At 71.7% G+C, this 19,103-nt stretch carries 13 protein-coding genes; 5 read left to right on the top strand and 8 right to left on the bottom strand.

Annotated elements, in window-relative coordinates; translation table 11 throughout:
- Nucleotides 1-205: 205 nt before the first annotated feature.
- Together AB0761_RS18785 and AB0761_RS18790 are read right to left on the bottom strand one after the other, a co-directional pair.
- Nucleotides 206-598, bottom strand: a complete 393-nt coding sequence (locus AB0761_RS18785) for an ATP-binding protein (RefSeq protein WP_377270218.1) — start codon at nt 596-598, stop codon at nt 206-208.
- Complete coding sequence (locus tag AB0761_RS18790; RefSeq protein WP_377270220.1) at nt 484-3,930, bottom strand: SpoIIE family protein phosphatase; 3,447 nt, start codon at nt 3,928-3,930, stop codon at nt 484-486. The genes AB0761_RS18785 and AB0761_RS18790 overlap by 115 nt, the downstream gene beginning before the upstream one ends.
- Nucleotides 3,931-4,325: 395 nt before the next feature.
- Between AB0761_RS18790 and AB0761_RS18795 the strand changes: the two genes are divergently transcribed.
- The 3 genes from AB0761_RS18795 to AB0761_RS18805 all read left to right on the top strand — a co-directional run bounded on the left by AB0761_RS18795 (nt 4,326) and on the right by AB0761_RS18805 (nt 8,855).
- A complete protein-coding gene (locus AB0761_RS18795) occupies nt 4,326-6,212 on the top strand; it encodes a hypothetical protein (protein WP_377270221.1) in 1,887 nt (628 codons plus the stop codon).
- 212 nt (nt 6,213-6,424) lie between these two features.
- A complete protein-coding gene (locus tag AB0761_RS18800) occupies nt 6,425-7,828 on the top strand; it encodes an FAD-binding oxidoreductase (RefSeq protein ID WP_377270222.1) in 1,404 nt (467 codons plus the stop codon).
- A 253-nt stretch (nt 7,829-8,081) separates the two neighbouring features.
- A complete protein-coding gene (locus AB0761_RS18805) occupies nt 8,082-8,855 on the top strand; it encodes a GNAT family N-acetyltransferase (protein WP_377270223.1) in 774 nt (257 codons plus the stop codon).
- Nucleotides 8,856-8,880: 25 nt separating this feature from the next.
- Here the strand turns inward: AB0761_RS18805 and AB0761_RS18810 are convergent, their stop codons facing one another.
- Nucleotides 8,881-9,780 carry an aminoglycoside phosphotransferase family protein gene (locus AB0761_RS18810; protein ID WP_377270224.1) on the bottom strand — a complete coding sequence of 300 codons (900 nt, stop codon included), beginning with the start codon at nt 9,778-9,780 and terminating at the stop codon, nt 8,881-8,883.
- Between the two features lie 412 nt (nt 9,781-10,192).
- Complete coding sequence (locus tag AB0761_RS18815) at nt 10,193-10,537, bottom strand: DUF805 domain-containing protein (RefSeq protein WP_377270225.1); 345 nt, start codon at nt 10,535-10,537, stop codon at nt 10,193-10,195.
- Between the two features lie 663 nt (nt 10,538-11,200).
- Here AB0761_RS18815 and AB0761_RS18820 point away from each other — a divergent pair.
- Nucleotides 11,201-12,301, top strand: coding sequence for a hypothetical protein (locus AB0761_RS18820; RefSeq protein ID WP_377270226.1), 1,101 nt, complete (start codon nt 11,201-11,203; stop codon nt 12,299-12,301).
- Between the two features lie 219 nt (nt 12,302-12,520).
- Here the strand turns inward: AB0761_RS18820 and AB0761_RS18825 are convergent, their stop codons facing one another.
- The 3 genes from AB0761_RS18825 to AB0761_RS18835 form a co-directional block, all read right to left on the bottom strand.
- Entirely contained in the window at nt 12,521-13,243 is a 723-nt protein-coding gene (locus AB0761_RS18825; RefSeq protein ID WP_377270227.1) for a hypothetical protein, read from the bottom strand.
- Between the two features lie 94 nt (nt 13,244-13,337).
- Complete coding sequence (locus AB0761_RS18830; protein WP_377270228.1) at nt 13,338-13,910, bottom strand: hypothetical protein; 573 nt, start codon at nt 13,908-13,910, stop codon at nt 13,338-13,340.
- Nucleotides 13,911-14,167: 257 nt separating this feature from the next.
- The gene (locus AB0761_RS18835) at nt 14,168-14,713 is read right to left on the bottom strand and encodes an RNA polymerase sigma factor (RefSeq protein ID WP_377270229.1); all 546 of its coding nucleotides are present in this window, start codon (nt 14,711-14,713) and stop codon (nt 14,168-14,170) included.
- Between the two features lie 85 nt (nt 14,714-14,798).
- Here AB0761_RS18835 and AB0761_RS18840 point away from each other — a divergent pair, with 85 nt between their 5' ends.
- Entirely contained in the window at nt 14,799-15,716 is a 918-nt protein-coding gene (locus tag AB0761_RS18840; RefSeq protein ID WP_377270230.1) for a serine/threonine-protein kinase, read from the top strand.
- Nucleotides 15,717-16,643: 927 nt separating this feature from the next.
- On the opposite strand, the gene AB0761_RS18845 is transcribed toward AB0761_RS18840, so the two are convergent.
- Nucleotides 16,644-19,028, bottom strand: coding sequence for an IPT/TIG domain-containing protein (locus AB0761_RS18845; protein WP_377270231.1), 2,385 nt, complete (start codon nt 19,026-19,028; stop codon nt 16,644-16,646).
- Nucleotides 19,029-19,103: the final 75 nt, after the last annotated feature.

Genomic DNA, 19,103 nt, shown 5'->3' on the forward strand with positions numbered 1-19,103 from the left:
CGGCGGGGCGCCGAGCCGGAAGTGCGCCGAGTCGGAAGTGCGGCCCGCCGCAGCCGAATTCACGTCGTCGGCCGGGTTCGTCTGCACTGCCGGTCGGGCCTGACCGGCAGTGTCGGTCGGGCCTGCCGCGCCGTCGCTGACGACGGTGCATCACCTGCCGTCCACCGCAGCGGCCTTGGACATACGGATGGCGCGGCCACGGCCGTCAGCCGCCGGCCCCGGCCCCGGCCCCGGCCCCGGCCGACGGCAGCTTCAGCTCGGCCCAGACCACCTTGCCGTTGCGGGTGACCCTGCTGCCCCAGCGATGCGCCAGCTCATTGACCAGCCGCATCCCGCGGCCGCCCTCGTCGTCGGTGGCGGCGCGGCGCAGCCGGGGCGGATGGTGTCCGATGTCGGCCACCTCCACGGTGAGCACCTGGTCGCGGATCAGCCGCAGCTGCTTGGGCGCACCTGCGTGCAGCAGCGCGTTGGTGACCAGCTCGCTCACCAGCAGCTGGGCGAAGTCGCCGAGCTGTGCCAGGTCCCAGGTCTGCAGGGTCTCCCGGGTGAATCTGCGGGCCTCGCCCGGGGTGGTCCGCTCCCGCTCCAGCGGCAGCACGGCGATCCGGTCGGGGGAACCGCCCGCGCCTGCGCCATGATCATCGCGATGTCGTCCTCGGTGCCGGCGCTCCCCAGAGCCTTGAGCACCATGTCGCAGGTCTCCTCCAGGGAGCCCGAACGGGCCGCGATCGTACGGCAGAGCAGCCCGAGGCCCTGGTCGATGTCCTCCCCGCGCCGCTCCACCAGGCCGTCGGTGTACAGGGCCAGCACCCCGTCCTCGGGAAGGGTGAAGTCCACGCTCTCGAAGACCGCGCCGCCGACGCCCAGCGGCAGCCCCGGCGGCAGCTCCACCAGCCGGGAGGTGCCGTCGGGTGCGGCGACCACCGGGGGGAGGTGTCCCGCGGAGGAGACCGTGCAGATGCGCTCCACCGGGTCGTACACCGCGCAGATGCAGGTCGCGAACTGGCCCTCGCCGATCGCGGAGGTGGTCTCGTCCAGCCGGGTCAGCACCTGCTCCGGCGGCATGTCCAGGGTGGCCAGGGTCCTGGCCACGGTGCGGATCTGACCCATGGTGGCGGCGGCGCGGATACCGTGTCCCATCACATCGCCGACCACCAGCGCCACCCTGGCGCAGGAGAGCGGCACCACGTCGAACCAGTCACCACCGACCTCGCTCACCACGCTGCTCGGCAGATAGCGGTGGGCGATCTCCAGGCCCAGCGTCGGGTGGACCTCCTGCGGCAGCAGGCTGCGCTGCAGGGTGAGTGCGGTGGCCCGCTCCCTGCGGTACAGGCGGGCGTTGTCGATGCAGACGGCGGCACGGCCCACCAGTTCCTCGGCCAGCGCCGCATCCGTGGCGTCGAACGGCTCCCGATCGCGCAGCCGGACGAACTCCGCGCCGCCCAGCACCGCACCCCGGGCGAGCAACGGCACCATCAGATAGGAGTGGACACCCGCCGCCAGTGCGGGCGCCGCACGCTCCGCCCCGGGCACGATCTCCCGGAGTGACTCCTCGTCGACCTCCGCCACCAGGATGGAGCGCCCGCTGCGCAGGCTCTGGGCGTAGGTCCGGGACGAGCCGAACTCCGAGGCCGCCCCCACCGTGTCGGTCACCGGGGTGCTGCCCGCCTCGGGGGTGTGCCCCACCGCCACCGCCCGCAGCAGCACCGAGGTGTCCGGGGGCCCGGTGGTGGGCTCCTCCCCGCGCAGCACCGCGTCCAGCAGGTCCACCGTGGCGAGGTCGGCGAACCGTGGCACCACCAGCTCGACCAGCTCCTCCGCGGTGCGCTGCAGGTCCAGGGTGGTGCCGATACGGCTGCCCGCCTCGTTGACCAGGGCCAGCCGGGCCTGCGCGGTGTGTGCCTCCTCCAGGGCCTGTTGCCGCTGCCGGGCCGCCTCCCGCTGGGCGGTGTAGAGCCGGGCGTTGTCGACGGAGACGGCTGCCCGGGCGGTGATCTCCATCGCGAGTGCCAGATCCTCCGAGGTGAACGCCTCGGGGGTATCCCTCAGCCGGAGGAACTCCGCGCCGCCCAGCACCAGGCCCCGGGCGCGCATCGGCACCGCCATGTAGGAGTGCACCCCCTGCACCCGGAACCCCTCCGCCCGTCCGGGCGAGCCGGCCAGCTGCAGCAGATCCCCCGGCCGTACCACGGGGATCAGCACCGGGCGGCCGGAGGCCAGCGCGTCCGCGTGGTACGCGGACGCCTCCCAGGCCCTTGCGGTCCCGTCGGGGTCTATGTCGTGCATCTCCGCGGACCTGACACCGCCGACCGCCAGTGTGCGCAGCCGCACCCGCCAGTGGGGGTGCGGCGCCGACGGCTCCTCGCCGCGCACAAGCGACTCCCTTACGGCCACCCCTGCCACGTCGGCGAGCCTCGGCACGGCCACATCCATCAGCTCGCGGGCGGTGCGGGCCATGTCCAGGGTGGTGCCGATCCTGGTGCCCGCCTCATTGACCAGAGCCAGCCGCTCCCTGGCCGCGTTGGCCTCCTGCAGCGCCCGCTGCCGGGCCTGGGCGGTGCTGTGCTCCCGGGAGTACAGCCAGGCGTTGTCGATGGCGACCGCGGCACGGGCCGCCAGCTCGTCGACGAGTGTGGCGTCGTGCACCTCGAACGGCTCCCGTCCGCCGTGCCGGGCGTGCACCACCAGGCCCAGCACCCGCCCCCGGGCCACCAGCGGGGTCGCACGCACCGACCAGGTGCTGCGGTCCACATACCGCTGGAGCCGCCGGGTGGAGATCGCCGTCAGCTGTCCCACCTCCGGCCAGGGCACCTCCACGGTGCGCCCGTCCTGGAGCGCCTTGGCGTACGGCGATCCCGGCGGGATACGGCACACCACCTCCTGGAGCACATCCTCCGCGGGGAAGTCCGGGTCGGCGGCCATCACCGCCAGCCTGCGGACGGGCTCCGCCTCGCCGTCCGGCCCGGTGTCCAGCCCGGACACCCTGTGCTCCAGCACATACACCGAGCTCACGTCCGCGAGCTGCGGAACCATGGCGGCGGCGAGCTCCCGGGCGGTCTGCCGAAGATCCAGCGTGGTGCCGATGCTGGCCGCGGCCGCCACCAGCAGCCCCAGCCGCTCCCGGGCCCGGGTGGCGCTGGCGTCGGCCTCGAACCGCTCGGTGACATCGATGATCGAGGAGCAGACACCGGCGATCCGACCGGTGGGGTCCTCCAGCCGGAAGTAGGAGGCGGACCAGGCGTGGTCGCGTTCCGGGTCGCCCGGGGTGCGGCCGTACGAGCGGGCGTCCACCACCGGCACCCCGGTGTCCAGCACCTGCTGCATCACCGCCTCGATCTCCAGGCCGTTGATCCCCGGCAGCACCTGGCTCAGCCGCAGGCCCAGATGCTGCTCCTGCGACTTGCCGTTCATCCGGGCCAGCGCCTCGTTGATCCGCACAAACCGCAGACCGGTGTCGTACACCGCCAGACCGATCGGCGCCTGGGCGAAGAAGGCGTCCAGCACGGCGAGGCTGGCCTCCACCCGGCGCAGCGCGCGCACATCGGTGGCCACCGCCAGCACCATCGGACGCCGGTCCGGGCCGGTCACCGGATGCGTGCGGAACTCCAGGTTGACCTCATGGCCGTCCCGGTGCCGCACCGGAAAGACACCCGACCAGCCGTCGCCCGACACGATGCCCGCGAACAGGTCCAGCACCCCCGGCCGCTGCTCGTCGGTGACCAGCAGATCCGCCGCATAGCGGCCCACCGCCTCGTCCGAGGTGAAGCCGAGCAGGTACTCCGCGTCGTCGCTCCAGTGCAGGATCCTGCCGTCGGAGTCGATCAGCGCCGTGGCCAGCGGAACCACCAGCAGTCCGCCCGGCCGCGACGACACCACGCCCGCCTGCTCCGGGCGGGCGCCTTCCGTACTGCTCGACTCGTGTCCGCTCATGGTCAGGGAAACCGCCTGGAGGGCCGACTTGCCCCCATTCTTCCCTTTCGTGGGCTACGGCGCCTGTTCCGGACGCACCTGACAATCGACCCCGCCCGCAGTGCGGGGTCGGACGCCGACGCCCCCGGGCAGACGCCCGCCGGCCGGGTGTCCACCCGGTGAACGGGCCCGGCCGGGGCCGAGTCGACGGAAGAAGCCGGACATCAGGCCCTGACCGGGCCTTTCGCCCTGGCCACAGCCGGATTTCGGTTGCCGTGGTGTCACCCCTGAGCGCTACGCTTCCGAACGTTCGCACGCAGGACGTCCACAAACTGCACGCCGGCTGCGCGACGCGCGTCGGCCTGCCTCCGACCGCCACCACCTCTGGCTCTTCTGCTCATATCCCTGGGGGATTCTTGAGACGCACCACCGCGCTGTCTGCGGCCGTATCAGCGGCTCTCGCGGCCACCCTGTTCAGCGGCCCGGCGCTCGCCCACGCGGATGAGCCCACCCCGGAGCCCACCGCCACCGACACCGCGTCACCCACCCCGACGGAGACTCCGACCGACACCCCGACGGAGACCCCGACGGAGACTCCGACCGCGACTCCGACGGAGACTCCCACCGGGACCCCGACGGACACCCCCACCGGGACTCCGACCGACACCTCGACGGACACCCCGACCGACACACCGACGGACACGCCCACCGACACCCCGACGGACACGCCGACGGACACCCCCACCGGGACTCCGACCGGCACCCCGACGGACACCCCCACCGACACGCCCACCGACACCCCGAGCCCCGTCGCCCCCACCATCGACAAGGTGGGCCCGGCCGGTAGCGACACCGGGCTGCTCCAGGTCTCCGCGTCCTCCGACTCGGACATCAAGCAGGTCACCGCCACCGTCACCGACGGCAGCTCCACCCGGGTCGTCGGCACCTTCACCCAGCTCCCGGGCGGGGTCTGGCAGTCGACCCGGCTCCAGCTGCCCGAGTACGCGACCTACGATGTCGAGGTCACCGCGGTGGACGCCGACGGTGACACCACGACCACGGAGAACCTCCAGGCGCTGCCGTACCTCAAGCAGACCCGGGTGCTCTCGCACTCCCTGAGCGCCGCCAAGCCGATCGACTACGTGCACCCCACGGTCACCGCCAGCGGCAAGCTCGGTGTCTTCGACCCGTCGACCGGCAACGTCGACCCGCTGAGCAACAGCTGGATCGACTTCAGCGCCGGCAGCGCCTCCACGTACACCTGGACCAAGTCCGACGGCAGCTACTCCATGTCGCTGCGGCCCGGAGCGACCGGTGCCTCCCTCCACTCCGTGGTCGGGTACTACAAGCTGGACTACACCCGGGGCACCATCGACGACACCACCCTGACCACGGCGGCGGCGCCGACCCGGATCCGCCTCGACCACTCCTCGCTCACCGTCAGGTACGGCTCCAAGGTGCCCGTGAGCGGCACCGCCGAGTACTACTACGGCGGCGTCTGGAAGCCGCTGACCGGACAGCACATCAACGTCCACGGCAGCGTGGTGGCCACCTCCTCCACCGGCCGGTTCACCTCCAGCTCCTGGTACGCCCCGTCGAACGACTCCACCTGGGGCGTCGCCCTGCACAGCAGCTCCCCGGGCTACTCGTACCTGAAGTACTCCACGACGTCCTTCCACATCGACGTGGTCAACCGGGTCACCCTCAGCCTGACCAGTACGTCGCTGGACGAGTACGCCGACCTGCACCTGCAGGGCGCGATGTACAGCAGCAGCGGCAAGCTGCCGTCCTACCGCCGGGTGTATGTGCAGAAGTCGGCCAACGGCAAGACCGGCTGGACCACCGACGGCTACTTCACCATCGGCAGCAACGGCCAGTTCAGCGTCTACGGCTACCAGTCCGCCCCCAAGGGCTACTGGCGGCTGTACTACCCGGGCAGCAAGGACTACCAGTCGGGCTACAGCCGGACCATCCACTACTCCCGGTACGACACCCGGATCACCGGCTTCAACGCCTCTCCGGAGCCGGTCCGCAAGGGTCACAGCATCACTGTGCAGGGCACCCTGCAGCGGCTGACCACCAGCAAGTGGAGCAACTTCACCCACCAGCACGTCTACTACTTCTTCTGCGCCAAGGGCTGCAGGACCTGGTCGTACATGGGCTACGGCAGCACCGACTCCCACGGCCACTTCAGCAAGCACTTCACCGCCAAGCAGGACGGCACCTGGCTGGTGGCGTGGTTCACCCCGGACAACCGGTACGTCGACGCCTACAGCAACACGGACTACGTCGACGTCCGCTGAGCCCCTCCTGAGCGTGTGGCCCGGTGCCGTGAGGCACCGGGCCACACCCGTGTCCGGGAGCGGCTCCCGCTCCGCGCCGCCGGCGGCGCTGCCGTGCCGTTTGCACCCGGCGGCCTTCGGCGCCAGGCTGGTGGTGTCGGCTGCCGTCCAGGCCCACCGGGGTCCCGCCCGGCAGCGGCGGTGGGGAGCGTCCTGAGCCCCAGGAGGTCGGCATGGACACCGCGACCCTGGAAGCCATGCGCAGCTTGCTGCGCGGACCCGTCATCGGCCCCCGGGATCCCGGGTACACCGAGGCCCGTCAGGTCCACAACGCCATGATCGACAAGCATCCCGCCGCCATCGTGCACTGCCGGGACGCCGCGGATGTGATGGCCGCCGTCGACTTCGTCCGCGACCAGGGCCTGGAGCTCGCCGTCCGCAGCGGTGGACACAGCGGTCCCGGGCTCTGCCTGGTGGACGGGGGTGTCACCCTCGACCTCGCTCCGATGCGCTGGGTGCGGGTGGACCCGGAGGCCCGGACGGCGCAGGTCGGCGGCGGCAGCCTGCTGGGCGACCTCGACCATGCCGCGCACGCCTTCGGGCTCGGCACCCCGGCGGGCGTGATGTCGACCACCGGCGCCGCCGGCCTCACCCTGGGCGGCGGCCACGGCCATCTCACCCGCCGCTACGGCCTCACCGCCGACAACCTGCTGGCCGCCGACGTGGTGCTGGCCGACGGCAGCTTCCTCACCACGGACGAGTCCAGGGACCCGGACCTGTTCTGGGCCCTCCGCGGCGGCGGCGGCAACTTCGGCGTCGCGACCTCCCTCACCTACCGGCTGCACCCGGTCGGCACCGTCGGGATGGGCATCACCCTGTGGCCGGTCGACCGCACCCCCGAGGTGCTCCGCTGGTACCGCGACTTCCTGCCCCTGGCGCCCGACGACCTCAACGGCTTCTTCGCCCTGCTGGTCGTACCTCCAGGCCCGCCGTTCCCCGAGCCCCTGCACCTCAAGCGGGTCTGCGGTGTCGTCTGGTGCCGCACCGGCGACCCCGACGAGCTGGGGAACGCGCTCGCCTCCGTGCAGGAGGCAGGCCCGCCGGCCTTCCACTTCACCAGCCCGATGCCCTACCCCGCACTGCAGTCCATGTTCGACCCACTGCTGCCGCCGGGGATGCAGTGGTACTGGCGCGGCGCGTTCTTCGACCGCATCACCAACGACGCCGTCGCGATCCACGCCGCGTACGGCGCCGCGCTCCCCACCCCGCAGTCGCTGATGCACCTCTATCCGATCGACGGCGCCGTGCACCGGGTCGGCGCCGACGACACCGCATGGAGCTACCGCGACGCCCTCTGGTCCGGTGTCTTCGCCGGCGTCGACCCGGACCCGGCCAACGCCGCCACCGTCAGGCAGTGGTGCGTCGACTACTCGGATGCGGTCCGCCCGCACTCCATGGGCGGCTCTGCCGTCAACTTCATGGGCGCGGGCGAGGGCCAGGACCGGGTGCGTGCCACCTACCGCGACCACTACGACCGGCTCGCCCTGGTCAAGGCCGCCTACGACCCGGGCAATCTCTTCCATGCGAACCAGAACATCGAGCCTGCCGCCGTGCCCAACCGCACCCAACCGGCCTGACACGACCGGGAGTCGGACGGCGTCCCGCTGCTCTCCCTGATCCTCGGTCCTGTCGGCGCTGAGCCGACCGGCGACTGGTTCGACGGCCACCGGCAGAGCCGCACCCACCAGGCCACCTACGACCCCGCGGTACGCCGCGGGCGTCGCGAGTCCAGTCCAGTCCAGTCCGGTCCACCGGCGCCCTGCTCAGGCCGTCCGTCCCCGAACTCGCCCGGGCACGGCCACCACCCAGGCCTGCGGCAGGATGGCAGATATGCGGGAGATACACGACCACCGGGAACTCATGGCCCGCTGCGGCCGCGACACCCTGTGCATCTGGGCGGCACAGGGTCTCGACGGGCGCAGCCGTGCCTGGACGAGCACGGACGGACGGGCCGTCGCGGTCGCCGGACCGGACCTCTCCACGCGTGACCGGCTGGCCGTGTCGGGCCCTGCGGACGCCGCCGTCCCGCTGGCCCGCGAGGTGCTGGCCGAGGTGGGCCCGACCTACCGCCCGCTGGGGCGGCCCGAGGTCATCGACGCCCTGGTGGCCGACCACCCCGACCTGATGGCGGGCAGGACCTTCGGCTGGATGGACCGTACGGAGCCCATGACCGCGCCGCAGCCCGGTCCGGCCGGCTGGCTCGGCGAGGCCGAACTGCCCGAGGCCACCGCGCTCCTGCGGGCCGGCTTCCCCGATTCCGACGCCATGCCCGGGGACCCCGGTGTCCAACGCTGGGCCGGGCTGCGCGGCCCCGGGGGACAGCTGCTCGCCCTGGCCGCGCTCGCCTGGTCCGCGCCCACCGTGGGGCTGCTCGCCGGGGTCGCCGTCAGCCCGGACGCCCGCGGCCAGGGGCTCGGGCGTGCGGTCTGCCACTTCGTCCTCGCAGCCGCGCTGGACGGGCACGGGGCCGCCGCGCTGATGGTCGACGACGGGAACCTGGCTGCCCTGCGGCTGTACCAGGGCCTCGGCCTGCGGCACCGGCAGCTCCATACCGCCCTGGTGGCCCCGGCCGCGCGGGTCGACCGGGTCGTGGCGGCGGGGTGAGGCGGGGCCACACCCCGCGGTCGCCTCAGCGCTCTCCCAGCACCTCCCGGATCACATGCCGGGCGTTGCCCGCCATCGCCGGATTCGTCGTGCGGTAGTACGGCAGCGCGATCAGTGCCTGCGAGAGCGTCCGCCCGCGGCCGCGGTTCCAGGTGTCGTCGTCCACACCGAGCGCTTCACGGAAAACCTCCCGTGCGGCGGCCGGCAGCAGATTCCACGCCGGGACCAGATCGCAGGCCGGATCGCCCACGCCCATGCACCCAAAATCGATCACCGCGGTCAGCCTGCCACCGTCCACCAGCAGATTGCCGGGCATCAGGTCGGCATGCAGCCACACCGGCGGCGCGTCCCAGCCCGGCGCGCGCAGCGCCTCCTCCCACACGGCGGTCGCGGCCTCGCAGTCGATGCCCTCCTCCGGGATGCCGCGCAGTGCCTCGATCGCGGCCCGGGTCGACGCATCCAGCAGGGCGAGCGGTCCGCCACGGTAGGCAGGCGGCGCCCCGGGCAGCGTGATGCTCCGCATCGCCGCCACGAACCCGGCCAGGTCCCCGGCCAGCAGCGCGGGCTCGCGCAACCCTCCCGCCTCGGGGTTCTCCCCCTCCAGCCACCGGTACACCGACCACGGCCATGGGTACCCCTCGGCGGGCTCCCCGGCACCGACCACCTCGGGGACGGCCGCGGGCAGCCGGGGTGCGAGGCGGGGCAGCCACTGCTGCTCCCGCGACACGTCCTTGGCTCCGCCCTCCACCAGCGGCAGCCGCACGACCATGCCGTCGCCCAGCCGGTACATGGCGTTGACCGTGCCACCGGACGGGAACCGCTCGACCGCCAGCCCCGCCAACTGCGGGAACTGGTCGGCGATGAGCCGCCGTACAAGGCCGTCGTCGATCGGGTGCATACCGCGGTGCATCTGCCCTGCGCTCATGGGACGCCATCCGACCGCCGAACGCGGGGGGCGTCAAACGCATATCCGGCCGATCCTGCGGGCCCACGTGCGGTACGCGCTGCGGCGCACCGCTGTGCCGCTCCGGCCGGCGTCCCCGGGACCAGAGAGGGGAGACGGACAACGGAGAGCCGGTGGCCCGGTCGGGGCCACCGGCTCTCACCTGCGGCACTGCTCTGAAGCTCAGCAGGACTCTCCGGGCGCCGCCCGAATCCCGCCCCGATCACAACCGGCCGTGAGAGGCAGTGGCCCCGGGGCGGGCTCGCGGCTCCGGGTATGCGCCCGGCCTGGTGTGATGCCGCATGTCGAGGTCACAGCGACCGAGGACGCCGTCGACGGCAGGCTTGTCCTGATCACACCGGCCCGGGCCCCTCCCGGGGCAACTCGTAGCTGCTCAGGCGAGCTTGGGGTTCGGACCGTACGAGTTGTCGGCGGGGTCGCCCTGAAGAACCGTGAAAATGAACAGCACAATGTCGCCGATGAACGGCACCAGGCCAATGAAGAACCAGCCGCCGGAGCGCCCGGTGTCATGCAGACGACGCACCGTCAGAGCAATCGCCGGGATCGCGGTCGCAAGAACATAGGCCAGGTAGGGAATCATCGTGTGGACAACGGCACCGAGGCCGAGGAGGACCGCCAGCACGATCGCGTGGAAGAGAAGGAACATCCAGTATTCCGTGCGGCGCGCACGACCACTGAATGTGGCGTAGTTCTTGAAGACCGACAGGTACCAGTTCATCAGGGACTCCATCCAAGCCCCCACAGGATGGGGCCTTGCATTCGGGACGGGACGGCTGAAACCTAGAGGGCCAGTAAAAAAACCGTCAAGTCCCGCCGCGTTACGGTTTGAACAAGGCCGGGCCGGCTGCCCGGGGCCGGGCCCGATGCGGAGCGTCGGCTGCCGCTGTGATTGCGGGACTTTCACCGGCACGGACCTGGCCATCCGCTCCTGATACCGGTCACCGGAAATCTTTCTGACGAAACATCACATAGTTCTCAGCGGCGCGTAATGACTTGTCGGCCCCGAGCATGCGCTCTGCGCAGCCGGCCATGCGCCTTCGGCCAAAACCAGAGGTTCCGGGCAGTTCGACTTCAAACGCCCATCGGCCCACCCGTGCCGCCACAGACGGAGTCGTCACGGAATCACGAACTGTGAGTGTCTCCTGGATTTCATCCTGCGGAGGGCGAAGGGTTCGAACCCTCGGCGACGGTCACCCGCCACCAAAGCTTCCGAGAGCAGATGCATTTTCGGGCCCCGCCCTTCGGGAACACAACCATCGGCTGCGGCCGTCCCATGGCCCTCCCCTGTGACGCCGGGCGTGATGCCGCTCTGATGTCACCAGGACCGCGTACGGCGTCGGAAGCCCTGGTGGTCGGTGTGACCGGGTCGTAGTCTGCCGCGGTGATCTTCAAGAAGTCTCCGAAGTCCCGGCTGGCCGAGGGCGTTGCCGAGCTGGAGCGAGGCATCGCGCGACGCGACATCGCCCGCATCAAGCAGGCATGCTCCGCGCTGCTGGAGACGGTCCCGCAGGCCTCGGCCGCCGAGTGCACCCCGGTCGGTCCCCGGGCGGCCGGTCTGATACCCGTGATCTCACCGACTGGACCGCGAGCGCTGCTGGCCTTCGTGGCGGGCGTCTGCGTCACGCGGGGGAGCGACCCGGCGGCCTGCGCCGAGCCGGTCCTGAACGGCACCTTGCAGGCTCTCACCGACGCCCTCGAATTCGCCCGCCGTTGGCAGGCAGCCGGTCCCGAGGACCTGCCCAAGCCAAAATGGAGCGCGGTCGACGACGCCGTACTCGCCCGCGTCGACCACGGCAACAAGGTGGAGGCGGTGCGGCTGGCCCGGGCCTGGTGCGAGGTCGACCTGTGGCGCCGCTCCGCCGCGACCGTGCTCTCCTGGAGCGCCCAGGCACGCGAGGAGCTCGCCCGGAGCATGGGCCTCACCCGGAGCATGGGTCTCACCGCCCGGCTGGCCACGGTCGTGGACCAGGTGGCGGCGCTCGGTGCGCACGACCTGAAGCGCCTGGCCTACGTTCTGCAGATCCTTGACGACGAGCCGCTGGTGGTGCTGCACCGGCCGTCCGGTGCCGGATTCCAGGTCCGGATGAGCGGAATCGGTGACAACTTCCAACTGCACACCCTGCTCGGGCACCTCCTGATCGGCGGCGGCCACCTCCCCGGAGAAGCTCCCTCAGCGGAAGCCGTACGCATGTCCCTGGACGCCGAGTTCGACGCGGACCGCCAGGTCGAAACCGTCGGGGCCTTCAACCTGGTCGCACCCGACGGCGAGTGGATCCGGAACGAGGACAGACCGAGCGACATCCCGGTCGTCGACGGCGTCCGCCTGCTGGTGCTCGACCTGCCCCCATACCGGAGCAGCTGGAACGCGGGCCGGCTCTTCTGGCACATGCCCACCTCGATCACCCTCGAACGGGTCCTGCCAGCCGACGAGGCCGCTGCGAGGTTCCTGCAGGTCAGCCCGGCTCGCCCGGCCAGCAGCTGAGTCGGCGGCGGCCGACCCCCGGGCGTCACGGTGCAAGCAGGTCACACCACCGGTGACCACGGCCGAGGGCCTGCGGGGCGCATGACCGCTGCCCTCTCAACGGACATGACCACCCGTCACACTGGTGGTACTCGGGTGCACGGCTCCCGGGGCGTGCGAGCCTCTTCGGTGATCAGGGCCGGTGCCGCCCGGTGGCGCGGGCGGGGCGGGGCCGCCGTGTCAGGAGGGGAGGCGGTTCAGGGCTGCGGTGGCGATGCCCTTGACGTAGGCCGGGTCGTCTGTGGGCTGGCCGGTGAGCTCGACGACGGCGACCCTGATGCCGCTGCGAAGGACCGCGACACCGCCGGTGACGGTGCCGTCGCCGTTGTAGGACGGGTACCAGTGGCCGGTACCGCCGCTGACGGTGAGGGTGTGGGCCGCGCCGTAGTGCCAGTGGCCGGCCGGCTCGTCCTGGCAGTCCCGCACCAGCGCGTCGAGCTGCTTCTCGTAGGCGCTCGCCGCGCTGCTGGTGGCAGCACTCGCGGCCGACTCGATCAGCAGGCCTTCGGTGTCGAACGTCCAGGTCACCGACGCATACGCGGTGGCCTTGCCCTGGGTCAGGTCACGCATCGTCTCCTCGCCCGAGCACGCCGAGAGCCCCTGACGCCCGCTCAGTGCCACGGTCGCACCGACCGGACCGAGGCCCTGCTGGAAGAAGTCCTCGCTCTGGACGAGGGCGGCGGAGCCGAGTCCGGGCGCGGCGACCGCGACCGCAGCCGGCTGGGCGGTGACAGGGCGGGCGGCGGCCGCGGTGCGGTGCGCGGCGTTGCGCACGGCCCCGTCGGCGGTGGCCGACTGGGTGCCCACGACGCCGACCGTGATCAGTGCGGCGGTGAAGCAGGCCGCGGTGACGACCCGGTTGCGGTGAACGGACTTCTGCTGGACGGCCTGGTTCTTGGTCATCTGGTCCCCCTGCTGGTCGGGACGCCTGCTGCGTCCTCGTACAACCGGGGAGATGACGCCGGGGGAGGGAAAGTTGGGGCCCTGACCGGCTGTTTCACAGCTGTGACAGAGCGGTCCTGACGATGCGGGACATCGCGGCCGTGCCCAGGCAGGCGTCGACCTCCAGCACCCCGTAGTGGCTGCCGCTGCGGAGCACGGCGATGCCGCCGCAGGGCTCCTTGCCCTCGGGCGCCGTGCCGCTGGTGTTGAGGGATCCCTGGTACGCGCCCATCCAGTTCGCGCTGACGTCGGGGCCGAGTTCCAGCGTCGTGGTCCTGCCGTAGACCCAGTGGCCGGGAGGTTCGGCCTGGCAGGGCACCTCCTCGAGCAGGAGGCGCTCGGCGTAGTTCTGCGCCAGGGCGGGGCTCAGGGCCGCGGCGGCGACCTCGCGGGCGACCTGGTCGGCGCTGTCCACGGCCACGGTGGGGTCGTCCGGGTCGGTGCGGGTGCTGGTCATCAGTCCGCGGAAGTGGGCGCCGGGCCCGCCCAGCGTCTGGGTGAGCGTCTTCTCGCCGGTGCAGGCCGCGTTGGCGTACGCGCCGTCGCCGAAGCGATCCCTGGCATGGATCTGCGCAGTGATGCCGACCGGGCCGAACGCCGCGGGGTCAAGCAGGTCGGCGGTCGTCACCGGCCCGGTGGCGGCCTTCGGCGGGGCGGAGCCGGAGGCCGAGGACGCGGGTGTCGGGACGGACGCGACGGCCGTCGCGAGAGCGGAAGCGCCTTTGGTTGCAGGCGCCGCCTGCGGTGCCGGGTGCGCGGTGCCTGGGGGCGGTGGCAGGACGAAACGGCCGGTCACCAGGCCGAACGCGGCGGCCGCCACCAGGGCGGCGACGGCGGATCGGGGCCGGACGGCGGCGCGGCCGCCCCCCGCCGCGGGACCGCCGTTCACAGCCCGCCGGCCAAGCGCTCGCGCATGAAGCGCCGCGCCTGGTGGATACGGTCCTTGACAGTGCCCAACGGGGCGTCCAGCTCATCGGCCACCTGAACGTAGGTCAGGTCGCCCAGGTCGCGCAGCACGAAGGACTCCACCAGGGTGGGGTGCTGCTGCTCCAACGCGGTGAGCGCCTCCATCAGGTCGAGCCGGGTCCCGGCTATGACGCTGGTGCTCCGCGGGTCCACGGACTCGGGCAGGTCGGCGTGGCTGTCCTCGGCACGCCGGCGCATCGAGCGGTAGGTGGACCGGGCGGCGTTGGAGGCGATCACCGTCACCCAGCCCAGGAAGGAGCCGCGGCCGCCGTACTCGCCCAGGTGCGTGCTGACGGAAAGCAGCGCGTCCTGCGCAGCCTCCTCGGCGTCGGCGTGGTGCGGCAGGAAGCGGGAGCAGCGGCGCAGCACCACCGGCCGGAGCTTGGCCAGCAGGTACTCCATCGACCCCGGGTCCCCCGCCTGAGCAGCCGCCACAAGCCGTTCCAGCTCGCCCTCCTCGAACACCCGGAGCCCCCGTCCTGTCCTTCTCGTGTCCCACTCGTCGAACGGGAGTTTCCCACTCCCGACGATTCCGGCAGAATGCTGCCACATGCGCAAGCTCGGCCGTTACCTCCTCCTGGACCGGCTCGGAGCAGGCTCCTTCGCGACGGTCTGGAAGGCCTACGACCCGGAGTTCGACACCGAGGTCGCGGTGAAGGTGCTGGCCGAGAACTGGGCCGCCAACGCAGATGTGCGCGAGCGGTTCCTGGCCGAGGCGAGGCTGCTGCGCCGGATCGCCAGCCCGCGCGTGGTCCGGGTGCACGACGTCGGGGTGCAGGAGGACCGGCCCTACTTCGTCATGGACTACGTGCGCGGCGGCACCCTGGCGGACCGGGTCGGGCGGTGCGGCCAGCAGGAGGCGCTGCGGCTGGCCGCGGAGGCGGGCTACGCGGTCCAGGTCCTGCACGAGGCGGGCGTGGTGCACCGCGACGTCAAGCCGTCCAACCTGCTGCTCGCCACCGGCTCCGAGCCCGCCGCGGTGCTGGTGGCGGATCTGGGCAGCGCGAAGCAGCTGGCCGACGCGTCCGGGCTGACGGTGACCACGGGCACGCCCGCGTACATGGCGCCGGAACAGGCCTTCCAGACCGGCGGGTTCGACGGGAGGGCCGACGTGTACGCGCTGGCCGTCGTGGCCTACGAGCTGCTGACGGGACAGAAGCCGTTCGGCCCGGGGGGACGCGCCACGGCCCTGATGACGGACCAGCCGGCCGCATCGACGCTGCCCGCGCTGCCGGCCGGCCAGGAGCTGCCGCCGGGAGTGGCCCTGCTGCTGCGGACCGCGATGTCCGTCGAGCCGGCGGACCGACCGCCGACCGCACAGGCCTTCGCAGACGCGCTGCTGGCGCCGGTCCCCCAGCCCCAGCCCCAGCCCCAGGAACGCCCTGGGCGGCTGACCCTGCGCGCGGTCTGTCTGGCGTCGGGCGTGGTGTTCACGGCGACGACCCTGCTGAGCTGGCTGCATCGCTGAATCCGACAGGGCACCGGTCCACTCCGGGGTCGTGTCCTGGATATGAATCCTCGCCCCGCCATGTACCAGCCCGGCGGCACGCTCCGCGAGGCACAGCCACGCAGGGGGTGTTTGTCACCGCTGATCTCCCGCCGTGTGACCGGGTCTACGCGTTCTGTCGCCGCTGGCGCGACCACACTCTGGTCGCGGAGTTCCACGACCGGCTGCGCGGCCGGGCCCGTGAGAGGGAGGGCCGGGACGCGGAGCCGACAGCCGTCGTGATCCCGCACACGCTGGTCAGCGCCGGGATACGAGTGAGACACCCTGAGGCAGAGAGCGGCGAAGGCCGGTGCTCCCGATCGGGGGCACCGGCCTTCATCTGCGGCATTGCATCCTGCGGAGGGCGAGGGATTCGAACCCTCGGTGACGGTCACCCGTCACGACAGTTTTCAAGGCAGTGCCCGAGTGGGGGAACAAGCACGCGTTGACCTGTGCAAACGGAGGCCACACAGTCGGCTAACCCCGCCGCCGTCCACACCTCGTCCACGACGCCGCATGGGACACATCCCGCAGGGCTCACGGAACCGAGAACCACAGGCGGAGGACTGAGGCCACGACGAGGCCCGCCCGCAGAACCGTCTGGCCCTTCCTTTGCCCAGCGGGGCGGGCACGCAAGAACCCCTCAACGGTTGCCCCAACACGCTTTCGTCCGTATGAGCGTGCGGGTGCGCCCGTAGTGGTTCACGGGGCAGGTCAGTCGGGGTGTGCGTACCGCGGTGAACGGTGGCGGCCGTCAGTGCACTGGACAACGACCAGGGCACCGCGCGGTGCTGTCTGTCATAGACCTCGGGCCGCCGCGATAGAGGGAGGCCGGCGTCTGCGCAGCGGCTGCCGCCCCGCCCGGTGGGGGAAGGGGCGGCAGTGGTGGCTCGCCGTGGGCGCTGCTCGTCAGGAGATCAGGATCCCGGCGTGGGCGCTGGCGGGCTGGAAGCTCGGCGTGCCCGCATAGGTGGCGTTGTAGCCGCCGTTGAGGACGATGAGCGGCACTGCCAGCGGTGCCGCGCAGGACGCCGTCCCCTGGGCGTTGGTGGTGGCGGTACACAGCACCGTGCTGCCGGCGGTGAAGGTGATGGTCTGTCCGGCGATGGGCTGACCGGTGTCCAGGTCGGTCAGGGTCGCAGTCAGGAAAGGGTACTTCAGCTGCGGGAAGGGGAAGAGCTGCACCAGCGCCGCCGTGGCGGTCAGCTTCGTGCGGTCGCGGGTGTAGGTGAACGGAATGCTCGCCTGGCCGCCCGGGGTGGTGACGGTGACCGTGACCGTCCCAGCTGCGTGCGGGGGCAGGGTGGCGGTGATCTGGTTGTCGGAGACGACGGTGTAGGGCACCGGGGTACCGTTCACCTTGACGCTGGTGGTGCCGGTGAAACCGGTGCCGCTGATGGTGACCTGGGTGCTGCCGCCGGCCGGTCCGCTGGTCGGGGAGATCCCCGTGATGGTGGGTGCCGGCGTGACGTACGAGTAGTTGGCGGCGCTGACCCCGGTGCCACCCGGGGTGGTGACCGACACCGGACCGCTGGTGGGTCCGTGCGGCGCCGTGGTGGCCACGATCGTGCTGTCGTTGACCACGGTGAAGCCGGTCGCCGGAACTCCGGCGATACTCACCGCCGAGGCCCCGGTGAGGCCGGTGCCGCTGATCGTCACCTGGGTGCCGCCTGCAGTGGTCCCGCTGCCCGGGGTGAAACCGGTGACGGTCGGTACCGGCGCGACGTAGGTGTACGTGACGGGTCCGGCGACGGTGCCACCGGGGGTGGTGACGCTCACCAGGCCGGTGCCGGGCGCATGCGGCGCCGTCGTGGCCGCGATGGTGGTGTCATTGACGACGCTGAAGCTGGTGACCGGGGTTCCGGCGATGCTCACCGCGGTGGCGCCGGTGAGGTGGGTGCCGGTGATCAGGACGAGCGTGCCGCCGGAAGTGGTGCCGGAGGAGGGGCTGATACTGATGACGGTGGGCGGGGGAACGACGAACGTGAAGCTGCCTCCGGTTCCCGTGCCCAGGGGGACGGTGACGCTCGCCTGGACCGTCCCGGCGGCGTGAGGCGGTGTGGTCGCGGTGATGGTGTTGTCGTCGACCACGGTGAAGCCGGCCACCGGGGTACTGTCCAGGCTCACCGCGGTGGCCCCGGTGAAGCCGCTGCCGCTGATGGTGATGGAGTCACCGCCCACGGTCGAACCGGTACCGGGATTGATGGCGGTGATGATCGGCCGGATCTGGAGGACGCTGACGTCGTTGCTGCCGTTGTTGGTGACGTAGAGGAAGTTACCGTCGAGCGTCACCACGTCCCGGGAGGGCTGAGTACCCACCGCCAGGTTGGTGATGAGCGTGTTGCTCGCGGTGTCGATCACTCCGACGGTGTTCGCGCCGAAGTTCACCACGAACACGCGGTCCCCGGCGGGGTTGGCGGCGACACCGGCCGGCTGGCTGAAGCCGGTGATGGTGGCGATGACAGCGAGGGCGGCGGTGTCGATCACGCTCACCGTGCCAGAGCTGTTGTTCGCCACGTACGCGAACTGGCCGTTCGGCGTGAAGGCCACTCCGATGGGCCCGGAACCCACGGTGATGGTGCTCGTCACCAGGTTGGTACCCGTGTCGATCACACTCACCGTGCCGCTTCCCTGGTTGGCGACGTACACCGTCGCGCCGTCAGGGCTCACCGCGACACCGTTGGGGCTGCTGCCCACCGTGACGGTGGCCGTGGCGGTGAGAGTCCCGACGTCGATCACGCTGACGAAGTTGCTGCCGTGGTTGGCCACATAGGCGGTCGCACCGTTCGGGGTCACCGCGATCTCGAACGGCTGGGGCCCCACGGCGATGGGGGACCCGGTGATCACGTTGGTGGTGGTGTCGATCACGCTCACGGTGTTGCCACCACCGTTGGTGACCAGGGCGGTTGTCCCGGTTATCGCCACGTCGATCGGTCCGTTGAAACCGGTGACGGTGGCAGTGACGGTGGCGGTGGCGGTGTCGATCACGCTCACCGTGCCGGAGCCGTTGTTCACCACGTACGCGAACTGGCCGTTCGGGGTCAGCTCCACTCCGATCGGACCGGTACCCACCGGCACCAGCGGATCCCCGGCCGGCGCCACCGACTGGAGCCCGGCCTGAAACGCGGCCGCCGCCTCCGGCGAACCGAGCGCCTGACCGAGCAGGGCGGCAACGGCCGCCGCCAGTGCCTCCCTCGTCGCCTGGCTCACCGAGTTCTGCGCGGCCTCCGCCGCCACGGCGGTCGTCGCCGGCGTCTGCGCACAGGTGCACTGCGCGTTGCTGTTGGTGCTCACAGGACGTCCCCTCGGGTCTATCGGGGGCCGTCGACCGCACCCGGCCATCGCGCTTGCGCAACGGTGGGCGGGTGC

The sequence above is a fragment of the Peterkaempfera podocarpi genome (genome assembly GCF_042466665.1).
GTDB lineage: Bacteria > Actinomycetota > Actinomycetes > Streptomycetales > Streptomycetaceae > Peterkaempfera > Peterkaempfera podocarpi.

Coding starts and splice junctions, on each gene's coding strand:
- AB0761_RS18840 (WP_377270230.1), top strand. CDS start 14,799: ATGCGCAAGCTCGGCCGTTACCTCCTCCTGGACCGGCTCGGAGCAGGC.
- AB0761_RS18790 (WP_377270220.1), bottom strand. CDS start 3,930: ATGAGCGGACACGAGTCGAGCAGTACGGAAGGCGCCCGCCCGGAGCAG.
- AB0761_RS18815 (WP_377270225.1), bottom strand. CDS start 10,537: ATGAACTGGTACCTGTCGGTCTTCAAGAACTACGCCACATTCAGTGGT.
- AB0761_RS18810 (WP_377270224.1), bottom strand. CDS start 9,780: ATGAGCGCAGGGCAGATGCACCGCGGTATGCACCCGATCGACGACGGC.
- AB0761_RS18805 (WP_377270223.1), top strand. CDS start 8,082: ATGCGGGAGATACACGACCACCGGGAACTCATGGCCCGCTGCGGCCGC.
- AB0761_RS18800 (WP_377270222.1), top strand. CDS start 6,425: ATGGACACCGCGACCCTGGAAGCCATGCGCAGCTTGCTGCGCGGACCC.
- AB0761_RS18825 (WP_377270227.1), bottom strand. CDS start 13,243: ATGACCAAGAACCAGGCCGTCCAGCAGAAGTCCGTTCACCGCAACCGG.